The sequence below is a fragment of the Acidovorax soli genome (assembly GCF_900107605.1).
Classification (GTDB): domain Bacteria; phylum Pseudomonadota; class Gammaproteobacteria; order Burkholderiales; family Burkholderiaceae_C; genus Acidovorax; species Acidovorax soli.
Genome location: NZ_FNQJ01000003.1, coordinates 268,323 through 289,276, shown reverse-complemented (window position 1 = coordinate 289,276; position 20,954 = coordinate 268,323). Strand labels below are relative to the sequence as shown.

Annotated in this window: 22 protein-coding genes; 13 read left to right on the top strand and 9 right to left on the bottom strand. The window is 64.4% G+C overall.

Annotated elements, in window-relative coordinates; translation table 11 throughout:
* Positions 1 to 129: 129 nt before the first annotated feature.
* The 3 genes from BLW02_RS04610 to BLW02_RS04600 form a co-directional block, all read right to left on the bottom strand.
* Complete coding sequence (locus BLW02_RS04610) at positions 130 to 1,245, bottom strand: acyl-CoA dehydrogenase family protein (RefSeq protein WP_092697208.1); 1,116 nt, start codon at positions 1,243 to 1,245, stop codon at positions 130 to 132.
* Positions 1,246 to 1,374: 129 nt separating this feature from the next.
* A complete protein-coding gene (locus BLW02_RS04605; RefSeq protein WP_026435849.1) occupies positions 1,375 to 2,556 on the bottom strand; it encodes an acyl-CoA dehydrogenase family protein in 1,182 nt (393 codons plus the stop codon).
* 46 nt (positions 2,557 to 2,602) lie between these two features.
* Positions 2,603 to 3,304, bottom strand: coding sequence for a YceH family protein (locus BLW02_RS04600; RefSeq protein ID WP_026435850.1), 702 nt, complete (start codon positions 3,302 to 3,304; stop codon positions 2,603 to 2,605).
* Positions 3,305 to 3,324: 20 nt separating this feature from the next.
* Between BLW02_RS04600 and purN the strand changes: the two genes are divergently transcribed.
* The gene (purN, locus tag BLW02_RS04595; RefSeq protein WP_026435851.1) at positions 3,325 to 3,906 is read left to right on the top strand and encodes a phosphoribosylglycinamide formyltransferase; all 582 of its coding nucleotides are present in this window, start codon (positions 3,325 to 3,327) and stop codon (positions 3,904 to 3,906) included.
* A gap of 21 nt (positions 3,907 to 3,927) precedes the next feature.
* Here purN and BLW02_RS04590 read toward each other — a convergent pair whose 3' ends face one another.
* Entirely contained in the window at positions 3,928 to 4,188 is a 261-nt protein-coding gene (locus BLW02_RS04590; protein ID WP_026435852.1) for a DUF1653 domain-containing protein, read from the bottom strand.
* Between the two features lie 186 nt (positions 4,189 to 4,374).
* Between BLW02_RS04590 and BLW02_RS04585 the strand changes: the two genes are divergently transcribed.
* Both BLW02_RS04585 and BLW02_RS04580 read left to right on the top strand, forming a co-directional pair.
* Positions 4,375 to 5,649, top strand: a complete 1,275-nt coding sequence (locus BLW02_RS04585; protein WP_026435853.1) for an RsmB/NOP family class I SAM-dependent RNA methyltransferase — start codon at positions 4,375 to 4,377, stop codon at positions 5,647 to 5,649.
* A gap of 80 nt (positions 5,650 to 5,729) precedes the next feature.
* Positions 5,730 to 6,944, top strand: coding sequence for a DesA family fatty acid desaturase (locus BLW02_RS04580; protein WP_026435854.1), 1,215 nt, complete (start codon positions 5,730 to 5,732; stop codon positions 6,942 to 6,944).
* A gap of 127 nt (positions 6,945 to 7,071) precedes the next feature.
* Here BLW02_RS04580 and rpmG read toward each other — a convergent pair whose 3' ends face one another.
* From rpmG to trxB, 3 genes are all read right to left on the bottom strand, one after another.
* On the bottom strand, positions 7,072 to 7,242 hold the full coding sequence (gene rpmG, locus BLW02_RS04575) for a 50S ribosomal protein L33 (protein WP_008904999.1): 171 nt from the start codon (positions 7,240 to 7,242) through the stop codon (positions 7,072 to 7,074).
* An 11-nt stretch (positions 7,243 to 7,253) separates the two neighbouring features.
* Positions 7,254 to 7,487 carry a 50S ribosomal protein L28 gene (gene rpmB / locus BLW02_RS04570; protein WP_010463481.1) on the bottom strand — a complete coding sequence of 78 codons (234 nt, stop codon included), beginning with the start codon at positions 7,485 to 7,487 and terminating at the stop codon, positions 7,254 to 7,256.
* 261 nt (positions 7,488 to 7,748) lie between these two features.
* Complete coding sequence (gene trxB, locus BLW02_RS04565) at positions 7,749 to 8,702, bottom strand: thioredoxin-disulfide reductase (protein ID WP_026435855.1); 954 nt, start codon at positions 8,700 to 8,702, stop codon at positions 7,749 to 7,751.
* Between the two features lie 323 nt (positions 8,703 to 9,025).
* Here trxB and BLW02_RS04560 point away from each other — a divergent pair, with 323 nt between their 5' ends.
* A complete protein-coding gene (locus BLW02_RS04560; protein ID WP_092697207.1) occupies positions 9,026 to 11,359 on the top strand; it encodes a DNA translocase FtsK in 2,334 nt (777 codons plus the stop codon).
* 38 nt (positions 11,360 to 11,397) lie between these two features.
* Positions 11,398 to 12,030, top strand: coding sequence for an outer membrane lipoprotein periplasmic chaperone LolA (lolA, locus tag BLW02_RS04555; protein ID WP_026435857.1), 633 nt, complete (start codon positions 11,398 to 11,400; stop codon positions 12,028 to 12,030).
* A gap of 42 nt (positions 12,031 to 12,072) precedes the next feature.
* Here the strand turns inward: lolA and BLW02_RS04550 are convergent, their stop codons facing one another.
* A complete protein-coding gene (locus BLW02_RS04550; RefSeq protein ID WP_092697206.1) occupies positions 12,073 to 12,693 on the bottom strand; it encodes a uracil-DNA glycosylase family protein in 621 nt (206 codons plus the stop codon).
* Between the two features lie 120 nt (positions 12,694 to 12,813).
* Positions 12,814 to 13,209, bottom strand: coding sequence for a DUF488 domain-containing protein (locus BLW02_RS04545; protein ID WP_092697205.1), 396 nt, complete (start codon positions 13,207 to 13,209; stop codon positions 12,814 to 12,816).
* A 102-nt stretch (positions 13,210 to 13,311) separates the two neighbouring features.
* On the opposite strand from BLW02_RS04545, the gene BLW02_RS04540 reads away from it, so the two are divergent.
* From BLW02_RS04540 to BLW02_RS04505, 8 genes are all read left to right on the top strand, one after another.
* On the top strand, positions 13,312 to 14,625 hold the full coding sequence (locus tag BLW02_RS04540) for a replication-associated recombination protein A (RefSeq protein ID WP_092697204.1): 1,314 nt from the start codon (positions 13,312 to 13,314) through the stop codon (positions 14,623 to 14,625).
* A 313-nt stretch (positions 14,626 to 14,938) separates the two neighbouring features.
* A complete protein-coding gene (locus BLW02_RS04535) occupies positions 14,939 to 15,868 on the top strand; it encodes a branched-chain amino acid ABC transporter permease (protein ID WP_026435861.1) in 930 nt (309 codons plus the stop codon).
* 12 nt (positions 15,869 to 15,880) lie between these two features.
* Positions 15,881 to 16,957 (top strand): ABC transporter permease subunit, encoded by a 1,077-nt coding sequence (locus tag BLW02_RS04530; protein ID WP_026435862.1) that lies wholly within the window; start codon positions 15,881 to 15,883, stop codon positions 16,955 to 16,957.
* A gap of 22 nt (positions 16,958 to 16,979) precedes the next feature.
* Entirely contained in the window at positions 16,980 to 17,762 is a 783-nt protein-coding gene (locus tag BLW02_RS04525) for an ABC transporter ATP-binding protein (protein ID WP_092697203.1), read from the top strand.
* 2 nt (positions 17,763 to 17,764) lie between these two features.
* On the top strand, positions 17,765 to 18,493 hold the full coding sequence (locus tag BLW02_RS04520; RefSeq protein ID WP_026435864.1) for an ABC transporter ATP-binding protein: 729 nt from the start codon (positions 17,765 to 17,767) through the stop codon (positions 18,491 to 18,493).
* Positions 18,494 to 18,676: 183 nt separating this feature from the next.
* The gene (locus BLW02_RS04515; protein ID WP_026435865.1) at positions 18,677 to 19,039 is read left to right on the top strand and encodes a DMT family protein; all 363 of its coding nucleotides are present in this window, start codon (positions 18,677 to 18,679) and stop codon (positions 19,037 to 19,039) included.
* 165 nt (positions 19,040 to 19,204) lie between these two features.
* On the top strand, positions 19,205 to 19,852 hold the full coding sequence (locus BLW02_RS04510; RefSeq protein WP_026435866.1) for a DUF47 domain-containing protein: 648 nt from the start codon (positions 19,205 to 19,207) through the stop codon (positions 19,850 to 19,852).
* An 18-nt stretch (positions 19,853 to 19,870) separates the two neighbouring features.
* Positions 19,871 to 20,881 carry an inorganic phosphate transporter gene (locus BLW02_RS04505; RefSeq protein ID WP_026435867.1) on the top strand — a complete coding sequence of 337 codons (1,011 nt, stop codon included), beginning with the start codon at positions 19,871 to 19,873 and terminating at the stop codon, positions 20,879 to 20,881.
* Positions 20,882 to 20,954: the final 73 nt, after the last annotated feature.

Here is a 20,954-nt window from a genome sequence, read left to right as displayed (position 1 = left end):
TGCAGCAGGATCGACAAAATAAAAAGGGAACGTGAAACACGTTCCCTTTTTACTGCCAATCAGATCAAGCCAAGCTTAACTGACTGGCATTGGCCCGAAGGCGGTTTTTCGGGCGGCGGGAACCTGGCCTCAGGCAAACACACCCGCGGTGTCCTGCATGCGCGCCGACACTTCACCCAGGTGGTGCAGCGTGTCGCCAAAAGCCACTTCGAGTTGGGTGAGCTTCTTGAAGTAGTGGCTCACGATGTATTCGTCCGTCACGCCGATGCCACCATGCAGTTGCACGGCCTGCTGGCCCACGAAGCGCATGGACTGGCCCAGCTGCACCTTGGCGCGGGCCATGGCGCGGCGGCGTTCGTCCGCGGGCGCGCCGAGCTTGAGGCTGGCGTAGTAGCTCATCGAGCGGGCCAGCTCCAGCTGCATCTTCATGTCGGCCACGCGGTGGCGCAGCGCCTGGAAGCTGGCAATGAACACGCCGAACTGCTTGCGCTGGTTCATGTATTCGACGGTGATGGCGACGGTCTTGCCCATCACGCCCACGGCTTCGGCGCAGGTGGCGGCGATGCCGGTGTCCACGGCCAGCTCCAGCGCGGCCAGGCCATCGGTGGTGATGAGCGTGGCAGGGGCGTTGGCGAGCTGCACTTCAGCAGCGCGGCTGCCGTCTTGCGTGACGTAGCCGTGGGTGGTCACGCCGCTGGCAGTGCGCTCGACCAGGAAAAGGACGATTTTGCCGTCCAACTGTGCAGGCACGATGAACGCATCGGCCTTGTCCCCGGCGGGTACTATGCTTTTGGTAGCTGTCAGCAAATGTCCCGATTGCGCTTGAATCGCTTTTGCCTCGCAAACGTTCAAGCGGTAGCGCGCCTTGCGCTCCTGCTGCGCCAGTACCACCAGCGCCTCGCCGCTGGCCACGCGGGGCAGCCAGGCCGATTGCATGTCGGCCGGTGCGTAGTGCGACAGCACGCTGCAGGCGATGAAGGCCTGGGCAATGGGCTCCAGCACAATGCCGCGGCCCAGTTCTTCGGCCACCACCATGGCGTCGATCGCGCCCTGGCCCATGCCGTCGTGCGCTTCGGGCACGGTGAGTGCGGTCAGGCCCAGCTCGGCCAGTTCGTTCCAGGCGGCGCGGTCAAAACCACCCGCGGCTACGGCAGCGCGGCGGCGCTCGAACGTGTAGCCCTTGTCCACCCACTTGCGCACGGCGTCGCGCAGCTGTTCCTGGTCGTCAGAAAAATCGAAATCCATGTGTCTCTCCTTGTGCTGGTTGTGGCGCCGTGGCGCCCTCAACAACCAGCGAAGCTCTATCGGGAACCCCCTCCCGGAGGGGGCACGGGGGAGCAGTTCTGTCGCGCAAGGCGCGGACCGTACTGGGCGTCAGCCCAGAACGGTCTGCGCCACGATGTTGCGTTGGACCTCGTTCGAGCCACCGTAGATGGTGGTCTTGCGCAGGTTGAAGTAAGTGGATGCCAGCGGCGCGTTGGCGGTGACGCCGCCGGGGAAGTTGCCCTGCCAGCCGGCTTCCATGGCTTCTTCGATGAAGGGCATGGCAAAGGGGCCTGCGGCCAGCATCATCAGCTCGGCGTAGCGCTGCTGGATCTCGCTGCCCTTGATCTTGAGCAGGCCGGCGATGTCGAGCGAGTTCTTGCCCGACTTCTCGTTGGATAGCACGCGCAGCACCAGCATTTCCAGCGCCACGATGTCCACTTCCAGCAGCGCGATCTGGTCGCGGAAACGTTGGTCCTCCCACACGCCTTCGGCCCGGGCGATGCGCTTCAGGCGCTCCAGCTCGCGCTTGCTGCGGTTCACGTCGGCGATGTTGGTGCGCTCGTGGCTCAGCAGGTGCTTGGCGTAGGTCCAGCCCTTGTTCTCTTCACCGATCAGGTTCTCGGCAGGCACCTCGACGTTGTCGAAGAACACTTCATTGACTTCACACTCGCCGTCCAGCAGCTTGATGGGGCGCACGGTCACGCCCTTGGACTTCATGTCCAGCAGCAGGAAGGAGATGCCGGTCTGCGGCTTGCCCTCGGTACTGGTGCGCACCAGGTTGAACATCCAGTCGCCGTGCTGGCCCAGCGTGGTCCAGGTCTTCTGGCCGTTGACGATGTATTTGTCGCCCACGCGCTCGGCGCGGGTCTTGACGCTGGCCAGGTCCGAGCCCGAGCCCGGTTCGCTGTAGCCCTGGCTCCACCACACTTCGCCGCTGGCGATGCCGGGCAAGAAGCGCTTTTGCTGCTCGGCATTGCCAAACGCCATGATCACCGGGGCTACCATCACCGGGCCGAAGGGGATGATGCGGGGTGCGCCGGCGAGGGCGCATTCTTCTTCAAACAGGTGCTTTTGCACGGCCGTCCAGCCGGGGCCGCCAAACTCCTTCGGCCAGCCAAAACCGAGCCAGCCCTTTTGGCCCAAAATCTTGGCCCAACCCTGCATGTCGGTGCGGGTCAGGCGCAGGGCGTTGTGCACCTTGTGGGAAATTTCCTTGGGCAGGTGGGCGTGAACCCATGCGCGAACTTCTTCGCGGAAGGCCTGTTCTTCGGGTGTGAATGCGAGATCCATCGGTTTGTCTCCAAATGATTCCGCTGTTGTAGCACGGGCGTTCGTTTCACTCCTGTCCGGGTGGCGACATTGGACTGAAGTCAGGGGAAATGCCCAGTTCGGAACACAGCCGCTGCACGGTATTTCGGAGGATGGCCACTTCGGCCTCCAGGGCATCCACACGGGCCTGCAGGGCGGGCGACGGGGCTGAGCCCACACTGCCTGCGGGCACATGGCTGGGGGTGGTGTCCACGGGCCCGCACATCAAATGCGCCCAGCGCTGCTCACGGGCGCCGGGCGCGCGGGGCAGCTGCACGACCAGCGGGCCGCCTTTTTCGGCGCTGCGCTCCTGCAGTTCGTCCAGAAAGGCTTCTACCGAGGAGATGTCGGCAAAGCGGTACCAGCGCTCGGCGTTGATGCGCAGCTCGCCCGCCGTCTGCGGGCCGCGCAGCATCAAGAGGCCCAGCAGCACCGCCGACTGCTCGGGCACGCCCACGCCGCGCTGGAAGTTGTGCTCCCAGCGGGTGGTGCGGTTGCCGCTGCTCTCGAACGCCAGGCTCAGCAGCTTGAGCGAATCCAACGCTTCCTGCGCCTGGGCATCGCTCAGCTGCATCACCGGGTCGCGGCTGGTCTTCTGGTTGCAGCCGGTCAGCAGGCCGTTGAGCGACATGGGGTAGCTGTCGGGCACGGTGCGGGCCTTCTCCATCAGGGTGGCGAGCACGCGGGCTTCTTGGGGTGTGAGGGGGCGGGTACGAGGGTCGAACGGCATGGCGGGGATAATTGCAGGCAATGAAAAACATTGTGATTTTGATCTCTGGCGGCGGCTCCAACATGGCCACCATCGTCCGAACCGCGCAGCAGGAAAACTGGGAGCAGCGCTATGGCGCGCGCGTGGCCGCCGTGGTCAGCAACAAAGCCGATGCCGGCGGGCTGGTTTTTGCCCGCGCGCAGGGCATTGCCACCGAGGTGCTGGACCACAAGGCCTTTGCCAGCCGCGAGGCCTTTGACGCCGAACTGGCCGCCACCATCGACCGCCATCAGCCCGCCCTGGTGGTGCTGGCCGGGTTCATGCGCATCCTCACACCGGGTTTTGTGGCGCATTACGCGGGGCGGCTCATCAACATCCACCCCTCGCTGCTGCCGGCTTTCACCGGGCTGCACACGCACCAGCGCGCCATTGATGCGGGCTGCAGGTTTGCCGGTGTGACGGTGCACCAGGTGACGGCCGAACTGGACGTGGGCCCGATCCTGGACCAGGCCGTGGTGCCTGTGCTGCCGGGGGACACGGCCGATACGCTGGCGGCGCGTGTGCTCACCCAGGAACATGTGATCTACCCGCGCGCTGTGCGGGCGCTGGTGCAAGCCTTGTAACTGCGTTGGCGCAACGGAGGGTCAGCTCTCCATGTCAGGGGTCGCATCGCTGCAGCGCTCAAAGCGGGGCCGCAACTGCCCATCCACCGAAACGTTTTCCAGAAACATGGCTGCAGGGCGCACCCACAGGCCCCGCTGGCCGTAAAGCGCGCGGTACAGCGTCATGGGCTCCAGCGTCTCGCTGTGGCGCACGGTGTCGATCACCTGATAGAGCATTCCCTTGTAGTGGCGGTACAGGCCAGGTGGCGTGCGGATGAGTGCGGGCAGGTCTTCGTCGGTCATGGGGGAAGGGCGGTGAATCAGAGCAGTACAGAGGGGAGGCGCAGATTGTGCGCGCCTGGTGCGCTCGCAACGAGCCGTCCCGCAGGCGGCTGCGGCAGTGCCGGCTGACGCAGAAGGGCCGCTGTGCCGCTGCGTCTCGGGGTGAGGTGCATGCACCGATCAGGGTGTCGGTGGGACAATCGGGGCATGCATCCCAAAGTCCTTCTCGACGCCTGCGCCGAACTTGTCAGGCTCACCCTTACGTTTGAACACCCCGCCGACGCGGTGGTGTCACGATTCTTCCGCGATAACCGGGGCCTGGGCCCCCGCGAACGTGCCACGCTGGCCGAGACGGTTTACACCGTGCTGCGCAAGAAGCTGCTGTTCGACCACATGGCGCCCTCGGGCTCGGGCCCCAAGGAGCGCCGCCTGGCCATCCTCGGCTTTCATGGCCCGCGCGATTTTCTCAAGAGCGCGCTGACCGATCAGGAGAAGAACTGGCTGGACCAGTGTGATGCGGTCACAGTGGATGACCTGATGGAGCGCCATCGCCACAACCTGCCCGAATGGCTGGTCAAGCCCCTCAAGGACCAGCTGGGGGAGGGTTTCTGGCCGCTGGTGGAGAGCCTGGCACAGAGCGCGCCACTGGACCTGCGTGTCAATGCGCTCAAGGACAAGCGCGCCGATGTGCAAAAGGAGCTGGCCAAGGCCGGTATCAAGGCGCATCCCGCGCCGTATTCGCCCTGGGGCCTGCGCGTGGACGACAAGCCTGCGCTGACCAAGCTCGATGCGTTCACGCGCGGCGCCATCGAGGTGCAGGACGAGGGCTCGCAGTTGCTGGCCCTGCTGCTGGACGCCAAGCGCGGCGAGATGGTGGTGGATTTTTGCGCGGGCGCGGGCGGCAAGACGCTGGCCATTGGCGCCAGCATGCGCAGCACCGGCCGCCTGTATGCGTTTGACGTGTCGGCCCACCGGCTCGATGCGCTCAAGCCGCGGCTGGCGCGCAGCGGCCTGTCGAATGTGCACCCGGCAGCCATCGCCCACGAGCGGGACGAGCGCATCAAGCGCCTGGCCGGCAAGATCGACCGCGTGCTGGTGGACGCACCCTGCTCGGGCCTGGGCACGCTGCGCCGCAACCCCGATCTCAAGTGGCGCCAGTCGCCCAAGGCGGTGGACGAACTGGTGGTCAAGCAAACGGCCATTCTGGACAGCGCCGCCCGCCTGCTCAAGCCGGGCGGACGGCTGGTGTATGCCACCTGCAGCATCCTGCCGCAGGAAAATGAGGCCATTGCCGAGGCTTTCAGCGCCGCGCACACGGACTTCCGCCTGCTGGACGCCGGTGAATTGCTGGAGCAACTCAAGGTGGAGGGCGCCAGGGGGCTGTGCAGCGGTGGTGATACCGGCAGTGGTTATTTGCGTTTGTGGCCCCATGTCCACCAGACCGACGGATTTTTCGCGGCGGTCTGGGTCAAAAAGGGCTGAACCGCAGCGGGACGCGGTATTTCCGCACCAGCGGCCGTGGGGCGTGGTGGATGGGGTATGGGAAACAAGGAGTCTTGAACATGCTGTTGCCGGATGGGGTGGCCCTGAACGCCGCCATGGATTGGCTGGCCCATGGCTTGTGGGGCCTGGCCTGGTGGCAGATCGTGCTGTACACCCTGGCCACCACCCACATCACCATTGCCGCGGTCACGATTTTCCTGCACCGCGCCCAGGCGCACCGTGCGCTGGACCTGCATCCCATTCCAGCGCATTTTTTCCGTTTCTGGCTGTGGATAGCCACGGGCATGGTCACCCGGGAATGGGTGGCCATCCACCGCAAGCACCACGCCAGATGCGAAACCGTGGACGATCCCCACAGCCCCCAGACACGCGGCCTTGGCACCGTGATGTGGCGTGGCGCCGAGCTGTACCGCGCCGAGTCGACGAATATGGAAACGATCCAGAAGTTCGGCCACGGCACGCCCAATGACTGGATCGAGCGCAATCTATACAGCCGCTTGCGCTGGCAGGGGGTGGCGCTCATGCTGGTCCTGGATCTGGCCCTGTTTGGCGCGCTCGGCGCAGCCGTGTGGGCGGTGCAGATGGCCTGGATTCCCTTCTGGGCGGCTGGCGTGGTCAACGGCGTGGGCCACTACTGGGGCTACCGCAACTTCGAGGCGCAGGACGCCAGCACCAATCTCTCGCCCTGGGGCATCCTCATTGGTGGCGAGGAGCTGCACAACAACCACCACACCTATCCGACGTCGGCCAGGTTCTCGATCAAGCCCTATGAGTTGGACATTGGCTGGGCCTACATCCGCCTGATGCAGGCGATCGGCTGGGCCACGGTCAAGAAGGTGCCACCCCGATTGCAACTGGGCGATGTGAAACCCGTGGCCGATGCAAAGACACTGGAGGCCCTGATTGCCAACCGCTACGAGGTCATGGCCGCCTATGCGCGCGGTGTGCGCCAGGCCTGCAAGGCCGAAATGGCCGCATTGCAGGCGCGCCAGGCCGATGCATCGGTGCTGAACGTCGCCATGCGCTGGCTGCACCGGGATGTCGAGAAGGTGCCTGCCGTGGTTCTGCCGCAATTGGCCCAGGTGCGCGCCGCATCACCGGTGCTCGACAAGATGATCTCCATGCGCGAAGAACTGCGCCAGCTGTGGCTCAACACTTCGCACTCGCGCGAGCAGCTCACGGCGGACCTGCAGGCCTGGTGCCGCCGGGCCGAGGACAGCGGCATTGCCGTGCTGCGTGATTTTTCGATGCGCCTGCGTGCGGCGCAGGCCTGAGTGCCAGCCCAGCGCCTGAGCTGCATGCAGGCTCCTTGCCACGCCCGTGGCCTGCACCCGCCTGCGGGCATGAAAAAACCGCCCAACCTTGCGGCGGGGCGGTTTTTCCGAAAGACCTGAGGCTGGATTACTTCAGCTTCATTTCCTTGTATTCCACATGCTTGCGAGCCTTGGGATCAAATTTCATGATCAGCATCTTCTCGGGCATGGTCTTCTTGTTCTTGGTCGTGGTGTAGAAGTGGCCGGTACCCGCAGTGGATTCCAGCTTGATCTTGTCGCGTCCGCCTTTGCTTGCCATGGTGCTACTCCTTAAGCCTGGCCACGGGCACGCAGGTCTGCGAGCACCGAGTCGATACCGTTCTTGTCGATCAAACGCAGGGCAGCGCTCGAAACACGCAGGCGCACCCAGCGGTTTTCGGTCTCGACCCAGAAACGGCGGTATTGCAGGTTCGGCAGGAACCGGCGCTTGGTTTTGTTGTTGGCGTGGGAAACATTGTTCCCCGTCATGGGCTTCTTGCCCGTTACGTCGCAGACGCGTGCCATGAGGACACTCCGATACTGATAAACGGCCGTTCGCTGAGCCCTGGGCTGTTTGTTTGCCCAGGATGGCTTGCGGCCTCACCTCGCCAGAAAGGGTGGCGGTAACCCGATTTGCTGTTTCGGGGTGCCGCAAAGCGGGCCGAATTCAGCAAAGCCGCAGATTATAGCCTGATGCCCAGTTTTTGTCGCCGGGCCGCCCCAAGACAAAAAAGCCCCCGGGGGCAGCGGCCCGCGCGGCGGCGGAGCGTGGGGGCCTTCGCCTCGTCAAGCTTCCTGTTCCAGGAAGCGCTGGGCATCGAGTGCCGCCATGCAACCCGTGCCGGCGCTGGTGATGGCCTGGCGGTAGACATGGTCCTGCACGTCGCCCGCGGCAAAGATGCCGGGCACGCTGGTCTGGGTGGCAAAGCCCTTGAGCCCGCCCTGCGTGACGATATAGCCGTTTTCCATGGTCAGCTGGCCCTGGAAGATCTCGGTGTTGGGCGCGTGGCCGATGGCAATGAAGCAGCCCTGCAGTGCGATGTCCTGGGTGCTGCCGTCGAGCGTGCTCTTGATGCGGATGCCTGTCACGCCGGTGTTGTCACCCAGCACCTGGTCCAGGGTGTGGAACACCTTGAGTTCGATCTTGCCGGCCGCCACTTTCTCGTTGAGCTTGTCCACGAGGATGGGCTCGGCCTTGAACTTGTCGCGCCGGTGCACCAGCGTCACCTTGCGGGCGATGTTGGACAGGTACAGGGCTTCTTCCACGGCCGTGTTGCCGCCGCCCACCACGCACACGTCCTGGTCACGGTAAAAGAAACCGTCGCAGGTGGCGCAGCCTGACACGCCCTTGCCCATGAAGGCCTCTTCCGAGGGCAGGCCCAGGTATTTGGCCGATGCGCCGGTGGCGATGATCAGCGAGTCGCAGGTGTAGGTGCCGCTGTCGCCCGTGAGCGTGAAGGGGCGCTGGCTGAAATCGACCTTGTTGATGTGGTCAAAGATGATCTGCGTCTTGAAGCGCTCGGCGTGCTCCAGAAAGCGCTGCATCAGGTCGGGGCCCTGCACGCCGTGCACATCGGCGGGCCAGTTGTCCACCTCGGTGGTGGTCATGAGCTGGCCGCCCTGCGCGATGCCGGTGATGAGCACCGGGTTCAGGTTGGCGCGTGCCGCATAGACGGCCGCCGTGTAGCCTGCAGGGCCGGAGCCGAGGATCAGAACTTTCGCGTGTTGGGTGGAGGACATGGACAAAACCTGTGTGGTGCAGTTGCCTCAAGGCAGCTGCTGTTGAAAAAATGCGGAATCAGCCATGAAGTATCCACCGCGCGCGGCTTTTTCTGGTGACGCCTTATCAATCAGCGCGATTGTAAGAACCCATGGAAAAGCCCTGATGATACTGCTTGCCGGATCAAGGGGGACGGGGTCCTGGCTGCCATGTGGTCGCGGCAAAACAGCAAGATAGCGTCACTTGCGTTACAGAGTGTGAGCGTGCGTGGCGGTGTGGCAGCGTGGCGGCGGGGGGTGGGGCAAGCCCCGCCGTGCATGGGGTAAGCTTGTCCGGCACGCTTATGACCTACTCCCTCAATACCCTGAATGCATCTTCTTCGGCCAAGTCTGCGCCTCGCACCGGTGCGGCCCGCTTTGGCCACGAAATAGGCCTGGTCGTGGGCCTTTTGGCGCTGGTTTTCTGGCTGCTGGCCCTGGTCAGCTATTCCGCACAGGACGCTGCCTGGTCCACTTCGGGCACGCGCGGCGACCCACTGGTGGCCAACTGGGCAGGGCGTTTTGGTGCCTGGCTGGCCGATGGCAGCTATTTCGCACTGGGATTTTCGGTGTGGTGGTGTGTGGCGGCAGGGGGGCGTGCCTGGATTGCCTCGCTGGCGCGGTGGATGCGTGGTGGCGAAGCAGCCGCGGGCGCCGTCAGTCCCGTCGTGCGGCGTTCCTTGTTCTGGGGCGGGCTGGTGGTGCTGATGGGCGCCAGCACCGCGCTCGAATGGTCGCGCCTGTACCGGCTCGAAGCCTTGCTGCCGGGGCATGCCGGTGGCGTGCTGGGCTACCTTGTGGGGCCTGCCAGCGTGAAATGGCTGGGCTTTACCGGCTCGGGCCTGCTGGGCATCGTGCTGCTGGTGCTGGGGGTGGCGCTGGTGTTCCGCTTTTCCTGGGGGCATGTGGCCGAGGTGCTGGGTGCGCGGATTGATGCCCTGGTTCAGTCGCGCCGCGCCCAGCGCGAAGTGGCCAAGGATGTGGCCGTGGGCCGCAAGGCTGCGCGTGAGCGCGCGGTGGTGGTGCTGGAGGAACGCACCGAAAGCGAAGAACATCACCCGCAGCCGGTGCAGATCATCGAGCCGGTGCTGGTGGATGTGCCGCAGAGCGCCCGCGTGGTGAAAGAGCGGCAAAAACCCCTGTTCACCGAAATGCCCGACAGCAAGCTGCCGCTGGTGGATCTGCTCGACAGCGCATTGCAGCGCCAGGAAACCGTGGCGCCCGAGACGCTGGAGATGACCAGCCGCCTCATCGAGAAGAAGCTCAAGGACTTCGGCGTGGAAGTGCGCGTGGTCGCGGCCATGCCCGGCCCCGTGATCACGCGTTACGAGATCGAGCCCGCCACCGGCGTGAAAGGTTCGCAGATCGTCGGCCTGGCCAAGGACCTGGCGCGCTCCCTCAGCCTGGTCTCGATCCGCGTGGTGGAGACCATCCCGGGCAAGAACTACATGGCGCTGGAGCTGCCCAACGCCAAGCGCCAATCCATCCGCCTGTCCGAAATCCTGGGCTCGCAGGTCTACCACGAGGCCAAGAGCATGCTCACCATGGGCCTGGGCAAGGACATCGTGGGCAACCCGGTGGTGGCCGACCTGGCCAAGATGCCACACGTGCTGGTGGCCGGTACCACGGGCTCGGGCAAGTCGGTGGGGATCAACGCGATGATCCTTTCGCTTTTGTACAAGGCCGAGGCGCGCGATGTGCGCCTCTTGATGATCGACCCCAAGATGCTGGAAATGTCGGTCTACGAAGGTATCCCGCACCTGCTGGCTCCCGTGGTCACCGACATGAAGCAGGCCGCGCACGGCCTGAACTGGTGCGTGGGCGAGATGGAGCGCCGCTACAAGCTCATGAGCAAGCTGGGTGTGCGCAACCTGGCCGGTTACAACACCAAGATCGACGAGGCCATGGCGCGCGAGGAGTTCATCTACAACCCTTTCAGCCTCACGCCCGAGGAGCCCGAGCCGCTGCAGCGCCTGCCGCACATCGTGGTCATCATTGACGAGCTGGCCGACCTGATGATGGTGGTGGGCAAGAAGATCGAAGAGCTGATCGCCCGCCTGGCGCAAAAGGCGCGCGCCGCCGGCATCCACCTGATCCTGGCCACGCAGCGCCCCAGCGTGGATGTGATCACCGGCCTGATCAAGGCCAATATTCCCACCCGCATCGCGTTCTCGGTAGGCTCCAAGATCGACAGCCGCACCATCCTCGACCAGATGGGCGCCGAAGCCCTGCTGGGCATGGGTGACATGCTTTACATGGCCAGCGGCACGGGCCTGCCGATCCGTGTGCATGGGGCCTTCGTATCGGACGAGGAAGTGCACCGTGTCGTCAGTTACCTCAAGCAACAAGGGGAGCCGGACTACATCGATGGCGTGCTCGAAGGCGGAACTGTGGACGGCGACGGTGATCTGTCAGGGGACGGCGGCGGCGATGGGGGCGAGAAAGACCCCATGTACGACCAGGCCGTCGAAGTGGTGCTCAAGGACCGCAAGGCCAGCATCTCCTACGTGCAGCGCAAGCTGCGCATTGGCTACAACCGTTCGGCGCGGCTGCTCGAAGACATGGAAAAGGCCGGCCTGGTGAGCGGACTGACCACCAGCGGCCAGCGCGAAGTGCTGGTCCCGACCCGCAGCGAGTGACCGCGAACGGGCTTTCTGCACCCTGACAGGAGTTTCCGTTGAAGAAATTGATTGCTACTTTCTTGATAGCTACTGGTGCACAACTGGCAAGCGCTGACGGCCTGAAAAGCCTGGAGTCCTTCATGAAGGGCAGCCAGACGGGTCGCGCCGATTTCACCCAGGTCGTCACCTCGCCCCCGAAGGACGGCCAGGCCGCGCGCACCAAAACCAGCAGCGGCAGCTTCGAGTTCCAGCGGCCGGGGCGCTTCAAGTTCATCTACAAGAAGCCTTTTGAGCAGACCATCGTGGCTGATGGGCAGACGCTGTGGTTGTACGACGCCGACCTGAACCAGGTGACACAGCGCACCCAGGCCCAGGCCCTGGGCAGCACGCCCGCGGCCCTGGTGGCCTCGGCGCCCGACCTGTCGGCGCTGAAGGCCGAGTTCACGCTCGAAGCGGCCCCTGACCAGGATGGCCTGCAATGGGTGCTGGCCCGCCCCAAGGCCAAGGACGGCCAGTTGCAGAGCGTGCGCGTGGGTTTTTCGGGCGAGCAACTGGCCGCGCTCGACATCCTGGACAGCTTTGGCCAGCGTTCAGCCATCCGCTTCACGGGCATGCAGACCAATGCCGCGCTGCCGCCGGGCACCTTCCAGTTCAAGCCGCCAGCAGGGGCGGATGTGCTCAAGCAGTAAACGCTTTTGTTTTGAGAGCTTCTGGCGCTTATTTATCAACCGCTAGAGTCGTTTTTCGTCCTGAGTGGCCAGCACGGCCGCCACGCGTGCCCGTACCAGGGGCTGCAGCGCGATCTCGAACCACGGGTGGCGCTTGAGCCAGCCATTGTTGCGCGGGCTCGGATGGGGCAGGGCCAGGACGGGCGCATCCGGCCGTGCGCAGGTGCCCTGTACTGCCTCCGCCAGCGGCTGGCCCTTGCGGGCGGGCAGGTGCCAGGCCAGGGCGTACAGGCCGATCGCGAGAGTGAGCCGCACCTGCGGCAGACGGTCCAGCAGCGGTTGGCGCCAGGCCGGTGCGCATTCGGGGCGCGGCGGCAGGTCGCCCGATGTGCCCCGGCCAGGGTAGCAAAAACCCATGGGCAGTATCGCTACCTGGCGCGGGTCGTAGAAGGTCTCGCGCGAGATGCCCATCCATAGGCGCAGGCGTTCACCGCTGGCGTCGTCGAAAGGCACGCCCGAGGCATGCACCTTGCGGCCCGGCGCCTGGCCCGCGATGAGGATGCGTGCATCTGCATGCGCCTGCAGCACCGGGCGCGGCCCGAGCGGCAGGTGCCCCGCGCAGAGGTGGCAGGCGCGCACGCGGGCGAGCAGGGCGTCGAGCGGTTCTTGGTCTTTTGGGTGCATCTCAGTGACTCATGGCGCGGCGCTGCATACGAAACCGGCGTGGCCCAGGCCAGCAGACGCCGCGCAAGGGCCGCCCCGCCGCGCTGGCGGCGTCCCCCTGGGGGGAAGGCGCGAAGCGGCTCAGGGGGGATTGGATATCCGTGCTCCGGCCTCGGCCAGCAGTTGGCGCAATACCGAGCGATGGCAGTGGGCCTCGTCCTCGCAGTAGCAACCGACCGAGAAGTTCGCGTCCTGCGACATCCGGGCCAGGAGCGCCAGGGTGTGGCGGTTCTCGGGCGTGGCCATCTCGGCGCGGTACTTGCGCGCGAAGGCCGCCCATTCCTGGGGCGTGGTGGCGGCCTGGGCCTGCTTGACGGTTTCGGGGCTCGGTGCCAGGTTGGGGTACCAGACGTCGTACCAGTCCTGCGCCGCGAACTGCTCCTTGGGCACACCGCGCGGCGGGCGGCGCACGGTGCCGATGCGGGTGCCCTCGCCGGGGGCACGAGGGCTGCCGAGTTGAACGATGCGCACGGGCATGGAAATCCTCCAGGGGCTGCGGACGCGATGCGGGTCATTCTAGAAGCCGGCGGTCATTGGCCGGAATGCCGGCTACCATTGAAGTCAGCCCCCTCGCCGAACGTGAAACCGCCCGCCGTCTCCCACCAGCCCCTGGCCGAGCGCCTGCGCCCGCACCAGCTCTCCGAAGTCATCGGCCAGCAGCATGTGCTGGGGCCGGGCATGCCGCTGCGCCTGGCGTTCGAGTCGGGCCGGCCGCACAGCTGCATCCTCTGGGGCCCGCCCGGTGTGGGCAAGACGACCATTGCGCGCCTGATGGCCGACGCGTTCGATGCGCAGTTCATCAGCATCAGTGCCGTGCTGGGCGGGGTCAAGGACATCCGCGAGGCGGTGGAGCGTGCCGAGGCGGCCAAGGGCGGCCTCATGCAGCAGCGCACCATCGTCTTTGTGGATGAGGTGCACCGCTTCAACAAGAGCCAGCAGGACGCGTTTTTGCCGCATGTCGAGAGCGGGCTGTTCACCTTCATCGGCGCCACCACCGAGAACCCTTCGTTCGAGGTCAACTCGGCCCTGCTGTCGCGTGCGGCGGTGTATGTGCTGCAACCGCTGTCCATCGCGGATTTGAAAAAAATTGTGGCTCTGGCGCAGAAGGAGCAAGCGCTTCCAGCTATTGAAAACGAAGCAATCGAACGGCTGGTGGCCTACGCCGATGGCGATGCCCGCCGCCTGCTCAACACGCTGGAGACGCTGTCCATGGCGGCCGCCCAGGAGCAGCTGGCCGAGATCACCGACGCCTGGGTGGTCCGCGTGCTGGGCGAGCGCATGCGCCGCTACGACAAGGGCGGAGAGCAGTTCTACGACACCATCAGCGCGCTGCACAAGTCGGTGCGCGGCTCCGACCCCGACGCCGCGCTGTACTGGCTGGTGCGCATGCTCGACGGCGGCGCCGATCCGCGCTACATGGCGCGCCGCCTGGTGCGCATGGCGGCCGAGGATGTGGGCCTGGCCGACCCGCGCGCGCTGCGCCTGGCGCTCGACGCCAGCGAGGTGTACGAGCGCCTGGGCAGCCCGGAGGGCGAGCTGGCGCTGGCCGAGTGCGTGATCTACCTCGCCGTGGCGCCCAAATCGAACGCCGTGTACAAGGCCTACAACGCCGCGCGCGCCCATGTGAAGCAAGACGGTACGCGCCCCGTGCCCATGCACCTGCGCAATGCGCCCACCCAGCTCATGAAGGCGCTCGACTACGGCAAGGGTTACCGCTACGCCCATGACGAGGAGGGCGGTTTTGCCGCTGGCGAACGTTACCTGCCCGAAGGCATGGCGGAACCGGGCTTCTATCAGCCGGTGGAGCGGGGCCTGGAAATCAAGATCGCGCAAAAGCTGCGGGACCTGCGGGTGCGCAATGCGGCTGCCAGCGCGGACCCGGAAAACCCCTGAGTCACAGTACCGACCGGGCCGCCGAGCGGTGCGTCCGGCCCGGCCTGCCGCCGGCAATCCATTTACTCCGTTTTTGAGATAGATCCATCAATCTTTCTTATGCGTTGCGTCCCCGGCTGATGGATCCCAAACCCAAGGGAAAACCCCGCCAGACAAGGCCCGGACGGCCGAAAACTACTCGCTACAATCGCGTCCTCAAACCCGCACAGCTGCATTCCTGGCGGGTTTTTTGCTACATGGCAGTCGGGCCCACAAGGCTGTACCGATTTCGGTGCCAAAGCGGTGGGTACGTCACAAACGAAGGACTTCTCTTATGGACATTTTGCTGCAGCAGATCATCAACGGTCTGGTTCTCGGCAGCATGTACGCCTTGATAGCCTTGGGCTACACCATGGTGTACGGCATTATTCAGCTGATCAATTTTGCCCATGGCGAAGTGCTCATGGTCGGCGCTCTCACCAGTTGGAGCTGTATCGGACTCATGCAGGAGGCCATGCCGGGAGCACCGGGCTGGCTCATTCTGCTGCTGGCCACCATCATTGCCTGCGTGGTGGCCGCCGCGCTCAATTTCACGATCGAGAAGGTGGCCTACAAACCGCTGCGCAGCAGCCCGCGTCTGGCGCCGCTGATCACGGCCATCGGCATGTCGATCCTGCTGCAGACGCTGGCCATGATCATCTGGAAGCCCAATTACAAGTCCTATCCCACTTTGCTGCCGGCCACGCCGTTCCAGGTGGGCGGGGCCGTCATCACCTCCACCCAGATCCTGATTCTGGGCGTGACCGTGGTGGCCCTGGCTGCGCTGATGTACCTGGTGAACTACACCAAATTAGGCCGTGCCATGCGCGCCACGGCAGAAAACCCCCGTGTGGCTTCGCTCATGGGCGTGAAGCCTGACATGGTGATCTCGGCCACCTTCATCATCGGTGCCGTTCTGGCGGCCATCGCCGGCATCATGTATGCATCCAACTACGGCACGGCGCAGCACACCATGGGTTTCCTGCCGGGACTCAAGGCCTTCACGGCGGCGGTGTTCGGCGGCATCGGCAACCTGGCCGGTGCCGTGGTGGGCGGCATCCTGCTGGGCCTGATCGAGGCCATCGGCTCGGGCTACATCGGCGCGCTCACGGGCGGCCTGCTGGGCAGCCACTACACCGACATCTTTGCGTTCATCGTGCTCATCATCATCCTGACGCTGCGCCCCTCGGGCCTGCTGGGTGAACGCGTGGCCGACCGCGCCTGAGGACCTATTGCCATGAAGAACACCAAAACCAACTGGATCATCGGCGCCGTGGCGCTGCTGGTGCTGCCACTGATCCTGCAATCCTTCGGCAACGCCTGGGTGCGCATTGCCGACCTGGCCCTGCTGTATGTGCTGCTGGCGCTGGGCCTGAACATCGTGGTGGGCTACGCCGGCCTGCTCGACCTGGGCTATGTGGCGTTCTACGCCGTGGGTGCCTACCTGTTTGCCCTGATGGCGTCGCCGCACCTGGCAGACAATTTCGCGGCGTTTGCCGCCATGTTCCCGAACGGGTTGCACACCTCGCTGTGGCTGGTGATACCGCTGGCGGCGCTGGTGGCGGCGTTCTTCGGCGCCTTGCTCGGGGCGCCCACGCTCAAGCTGCGCGGCGATTACCTGGCCATCGTGACCCTGGGCTTCGGTGAAATCATCCGCATCTTCCTGAACAACCTGGACCATCCCGTCAACCTGACCAACGGCCCCAAGGGCATGGGCCAGATCGACTCGGTCAAGATCTTCGGACTGGATCTGGGCAAGCGGCTCGAATTGTTCGGCTTTGACATCAACTCCGTCACGCTCTACTACTACCTGTTCCTGGTACTGGTGGTCGTCAGCGTGGTGATTTGCTACCGCCTGCAGGACTCGCGCATCGGTCGTGCCTGGATGGCGATCCGCGAAGACGAAATTGCCGCCAAGGCCATGGGCATCAACACCCGCAACATGAAGCTGCTCGCCTTTGGCATGGGCGCCTCGTTTGGTGGTGTGGCGGGTTCCATGTTCGGAGCCTTCCAGGGCTTCGTGTCGCCCGAGTCGTTCAGCCTGATGGAGTCGGTCATGATCGTCGCCATGGTGGTGCTGGGCGGTATTGGCCACATCCCCGGCGTGATCCTGGGCGCCGTGCTGCTGTCGGCCCTGCCCGAGGTCCTGCGCTACGTGGCCGGCCCGCTGCAGGCCATGACCGACGGCCGCATCGACTCCGCCATCCTGCGCCAGCTGCTGATTGCCCTGGCCATGATCATCATCATGCTGCTGCGCCCCCGCGGCCTGTGGCCAACGCCCGAGCACGGCAAGAGCCTGACGCAAAAGACCTGAAGCACTCCACCGAAAGTTCGCAATGACAGAGAAATCCAATGATGTGGTGCTGAAGGTCGCCGGCATTTCCAAGCGTTTCGGCGGCCTGCAGGCCCTGTCCGACGTGGGCATCACCATCCAGCGCGGCCAGGTCTATGGCCTGATCGGCCCCAACGGCGCGGGCAAGACCACGTTCTTCAACGTGATCACCGGCCTGTACACGCCCGACAGCGGCAGCTTCGAGCTGGCCGGCAAGCCCTACGAGCCCACGGCCGTGCACGAAGTGGCCAAGGCTGGCATCGCCCGCACCTTCCAGAACATTCGCCTGTTCGCCGAAATGACGGCCCTGGAGAACGTGATGGTGGGCCGCCACATTCGCACCAAGTCCGGCCTGCTGGGCGCGGTGCTGCGCACCAAGGGCTTCAAGGAAGAAGAAGCCGCGATTGCCAAGCGTGCCCAGGAACTGCTGGACTACGTGGGCATCGGCAAGTTCGCCGACTACAAGGCGCGCACGCTGTCGTATGGCGACCAGCGCCGCCTGGAGATTGCCCGTGCGCTTGCCACCGACCCGCAGCTGATTGCGCTCGATGAGCCCGCCGCCGGCATGAACGCCACCGAGAAGGTGCAGCTGCGCGAGCTGATCGACCGCATCCGCAACGACAACCGCACCATCTTGCTGATCGAGCACGATGTGAAGCTGGTGATGGGCCTGTGCGACCGCGTGACGGTGCTCGATTACGGCAAGCAGATCGCCGAGGGCAACCCGGCCGAAGTGCAGAAGAACGAAAAAGTGATTGAGGCCTATCTGGGCACCGGAGGACATTGAGAATGGCCGAAAAATCCAACAAGGTACTGCTGCAGGTCAAGGGCCTGAAGGTGGCCTACGGCGGTATCCAGGCCGTCAAGGGCGTGGACTTCGAAGTGCGTGAGGGCGAACTGGTGTCGCTGATCGGGTCGAATGGCGCCGGCAAGACCACCACCATGAAGGCCATTACCGGCACGTTGCCCATCAACGATGGCGACATCGAATACCTGGGCGAGAGCATCAGGGGCAAGGGCGCCTGGGACCTGGTGAAGAAGGGCCTGGTCATGGTGCCGGAAGGCCGCGGCGTGTTTGCGCGCATGACCATCACCGAAAACCTGCAGATGGGCGCCTACATCCGCAACGACAAGGCGGGCATCGCGGCCGATATCGAGAAGATGTTCTCCATCTTCCCGCGCCTGCGTGAGCGCAAGGACCAGCTGGCCGGCACCATGAGCGGTGGTGAGCAGCAGATGCTGGCCATGGGCCGGGCGCTGATGAGCCAGCCCAAGGTGCTGCTGCTCGACGAGCCCTCCATGGGCCTGTCGCCCATCATGGTGGACAAGATCTTCGAGGTGGTGCGCGACGTGTACGCCCTGGGAGTGACCATCTTGCTGGTGGAGCAGAACGCCAGCCGGGCCCTCGCCATTGCCGACCGTGGCTACGTCATGGAGTCGGGCCTCATCACCATGACCGGCCCCGGCCAGGAACTGCTGAGCGACCCGCGCGTGCGCGCCGCCTATCTGGGCGAGTGAGCGTGGTGCCTGCGGGTGCAGGCGTTATTCCAAAGGCACTGCACTGGCTGCAGTGCCTTTTTTGTTGATCCTGTGCCGGGTGTGGAATATTCCACGATGGATAGCTCGTGGCGTTTATCCGGCAAGGGATAAAACCATATCTGGCTTGTGTTTTCGTGTTGGCTGCTCTGTGGCATGGTGTCCATGAACTCTCTGCAATCGCTTCCCGTCAGCCTGCAAACCATCGTGTTGCTGGTGGCCAGCAACGTCTTCATGACCTTTGCCTGGTATGGCCACCTGAAGAACCTGGCGACATCGCCCTGGTACGTGGCTGCGCTGGTCAGCTGGGGCATTGCGCTGTTCGAGTACCTGCTGCAGGTGCCTGCCAACCGCATTGGCTACACCCAGTTCAATGTGGGGCAGCTCAAGATCCTGCAAGAGGTCATCACGCTGTCGGTGTTTGTGCCGTTTGCGGTGTTCTATCTCGACCAGCCCCTCAAGTGGGACTACCTTTGGGCAGGTCTGTGCATGGTCGGCGCGGTGTATTTCATCTTCCGCAGCGGGTGATTGGGGGCGCTTCGCGCCGCTTGGGTGCGAGGTGGGCGCCCGGCGAGAAGCGGCGGGCGGTTAAACTTCGCGGGTTTTCAAAGTCACAAATAGGTCACTCGCCTGTCATGAACAGGCGGTATATGACCGTTTTTTATTCCGATTCCGCACCAGGAGCTCCCCCTCATGCTGTTTGGCAAGCTGTTGCCGCGCGAAGGCAATTTTTTCGAGATGTTCAACCAGCATGCGGATCGCATCGTCGAGGCCGCCAGGGCCTTTTCGCAACTGGTGGCCAACTACAGCGATCTGCACCTGCGCGACAAGTACAACGAGGATGTGGACAACGCCGAGCGTGCCGCCGACCGCGTTACCCAGGACGTCAATCGCCTGATCCACAAGACCTTCATCACGCCCATTGACCGTGAGCAGATTCACACGCTCATCAACACCATGGACGACGTGGCCGATCTGATCCAGGACTCGGCCGAGACCATGGCGCTGTATGACGTGCACCACATGACCGAGGAAATCACGCGCCTCACCGACCTCAGCGTGAAATGCTGCGAACGCCTGCGCGATGCGGTCAAGCTGCTTGGCACGATTGCCGACCCGGCCGTGGCCGAAGCCGCCCTCAAGACCTGCGAAGAGATCGACCGGCTCGAAAGCGATGCCGATCGCGTGATGCGCAGCGCCATGAGCAAGCTGTTCCGTGAAGAGCCGGATGTGCGCGAGGTGATCAAGCTCAAGGCCATCTACGAGCTGCTGGAGACCATCACCGACAAGTGCGAGGACGTGGCCAATTGCATCGAGGGCATCGTCCTCGAAAACTCCTGATCCGCAGGGCCCATCACCATGCAAACCGTACAGACGGCCCTGTGGGTTGTGGTCTTGCTCGTGGCGCTGGCCATCCTGTTCGACTTCATGAACGGGTTCCATGACGCCGCCAATTCGATTGCCACGGTGGTCTCCACCGGTGTGCTCAAGCCGGCCCAGGCCGTGCTGTTTGCCGCGTTTTTCAACGTGGTGGCCATTTTTGTCTTCCACCTGAGCGTGGCGGCCACGGTGGGCAAGGGCATCGTCCAGCCGGGTGTGGTCGATACCCATGTAGTGTTCGGCGCGCTGGTGGGCGCCATCACCTGGAACGTGGTCACTTGGTATTACGGCATTCCCAGCAGTTCGTCGCATGCGCTGATCGGCGGTATCGTGGGCGCGGTCATTGCCAAGGCGGGGGCGGGCTCGCTGGTGTCCGCAGGCATCCTCAAGACGGTGGCCTTCATTTTTGTGTCGCCGCTGCTGGGGTTTCTGCTCGGCTCGGCGATGATGGTGCTGGTGGCGTGGTTGTTCCGGCGCACCCGTCCCAATAAAGTGGACAAGTGGTTCCGTCGCCTGCAGCTGGTGTCCGCCGGCGCCTACAGCCTGGGGCATGGCGGCAATGACGCGCAAAAGACCATCGGTATCATCTGGCTGCTGCTGATCGCCACCGGCTATGCGTCGGCTGCGGATGCCTCTCCGCCCACCTGGACCATCGTGAGCTGTTACCTGGCCATCGGCCTCGGGACCATGTTCGGCGGCTGGCGCATCGTGAAAACGATGGGGCAGAAAATCACCAAGCTCAAGCCCGTGGGCGGTTTCTGTGCCGAAACCGGCGGGGCCTTGACCCTGTTCCTGGCGACCGCGCTGGGGATTCCGGTGTCCACCACTCACACCATCACCGGGGCGATTGTCGGCGTGGGCTCCACGCAGCGCGCCAGCGCGGTGCGCTGGGGTGTGGCGGGCAACATCATCTGGGCCTGGGTGTTGACCATTCCGGCCAGTGCGTTCGTTGCTGCCATGGCTTACTGGGTCAGCCTGCAGTTGTACTGAGGTCGCAAACGCTATTAAAAAAGAGCTGCCAGCGCTTCCCAATCAGGCGCTGGCAGCTCTTTTTGCTTGAAAT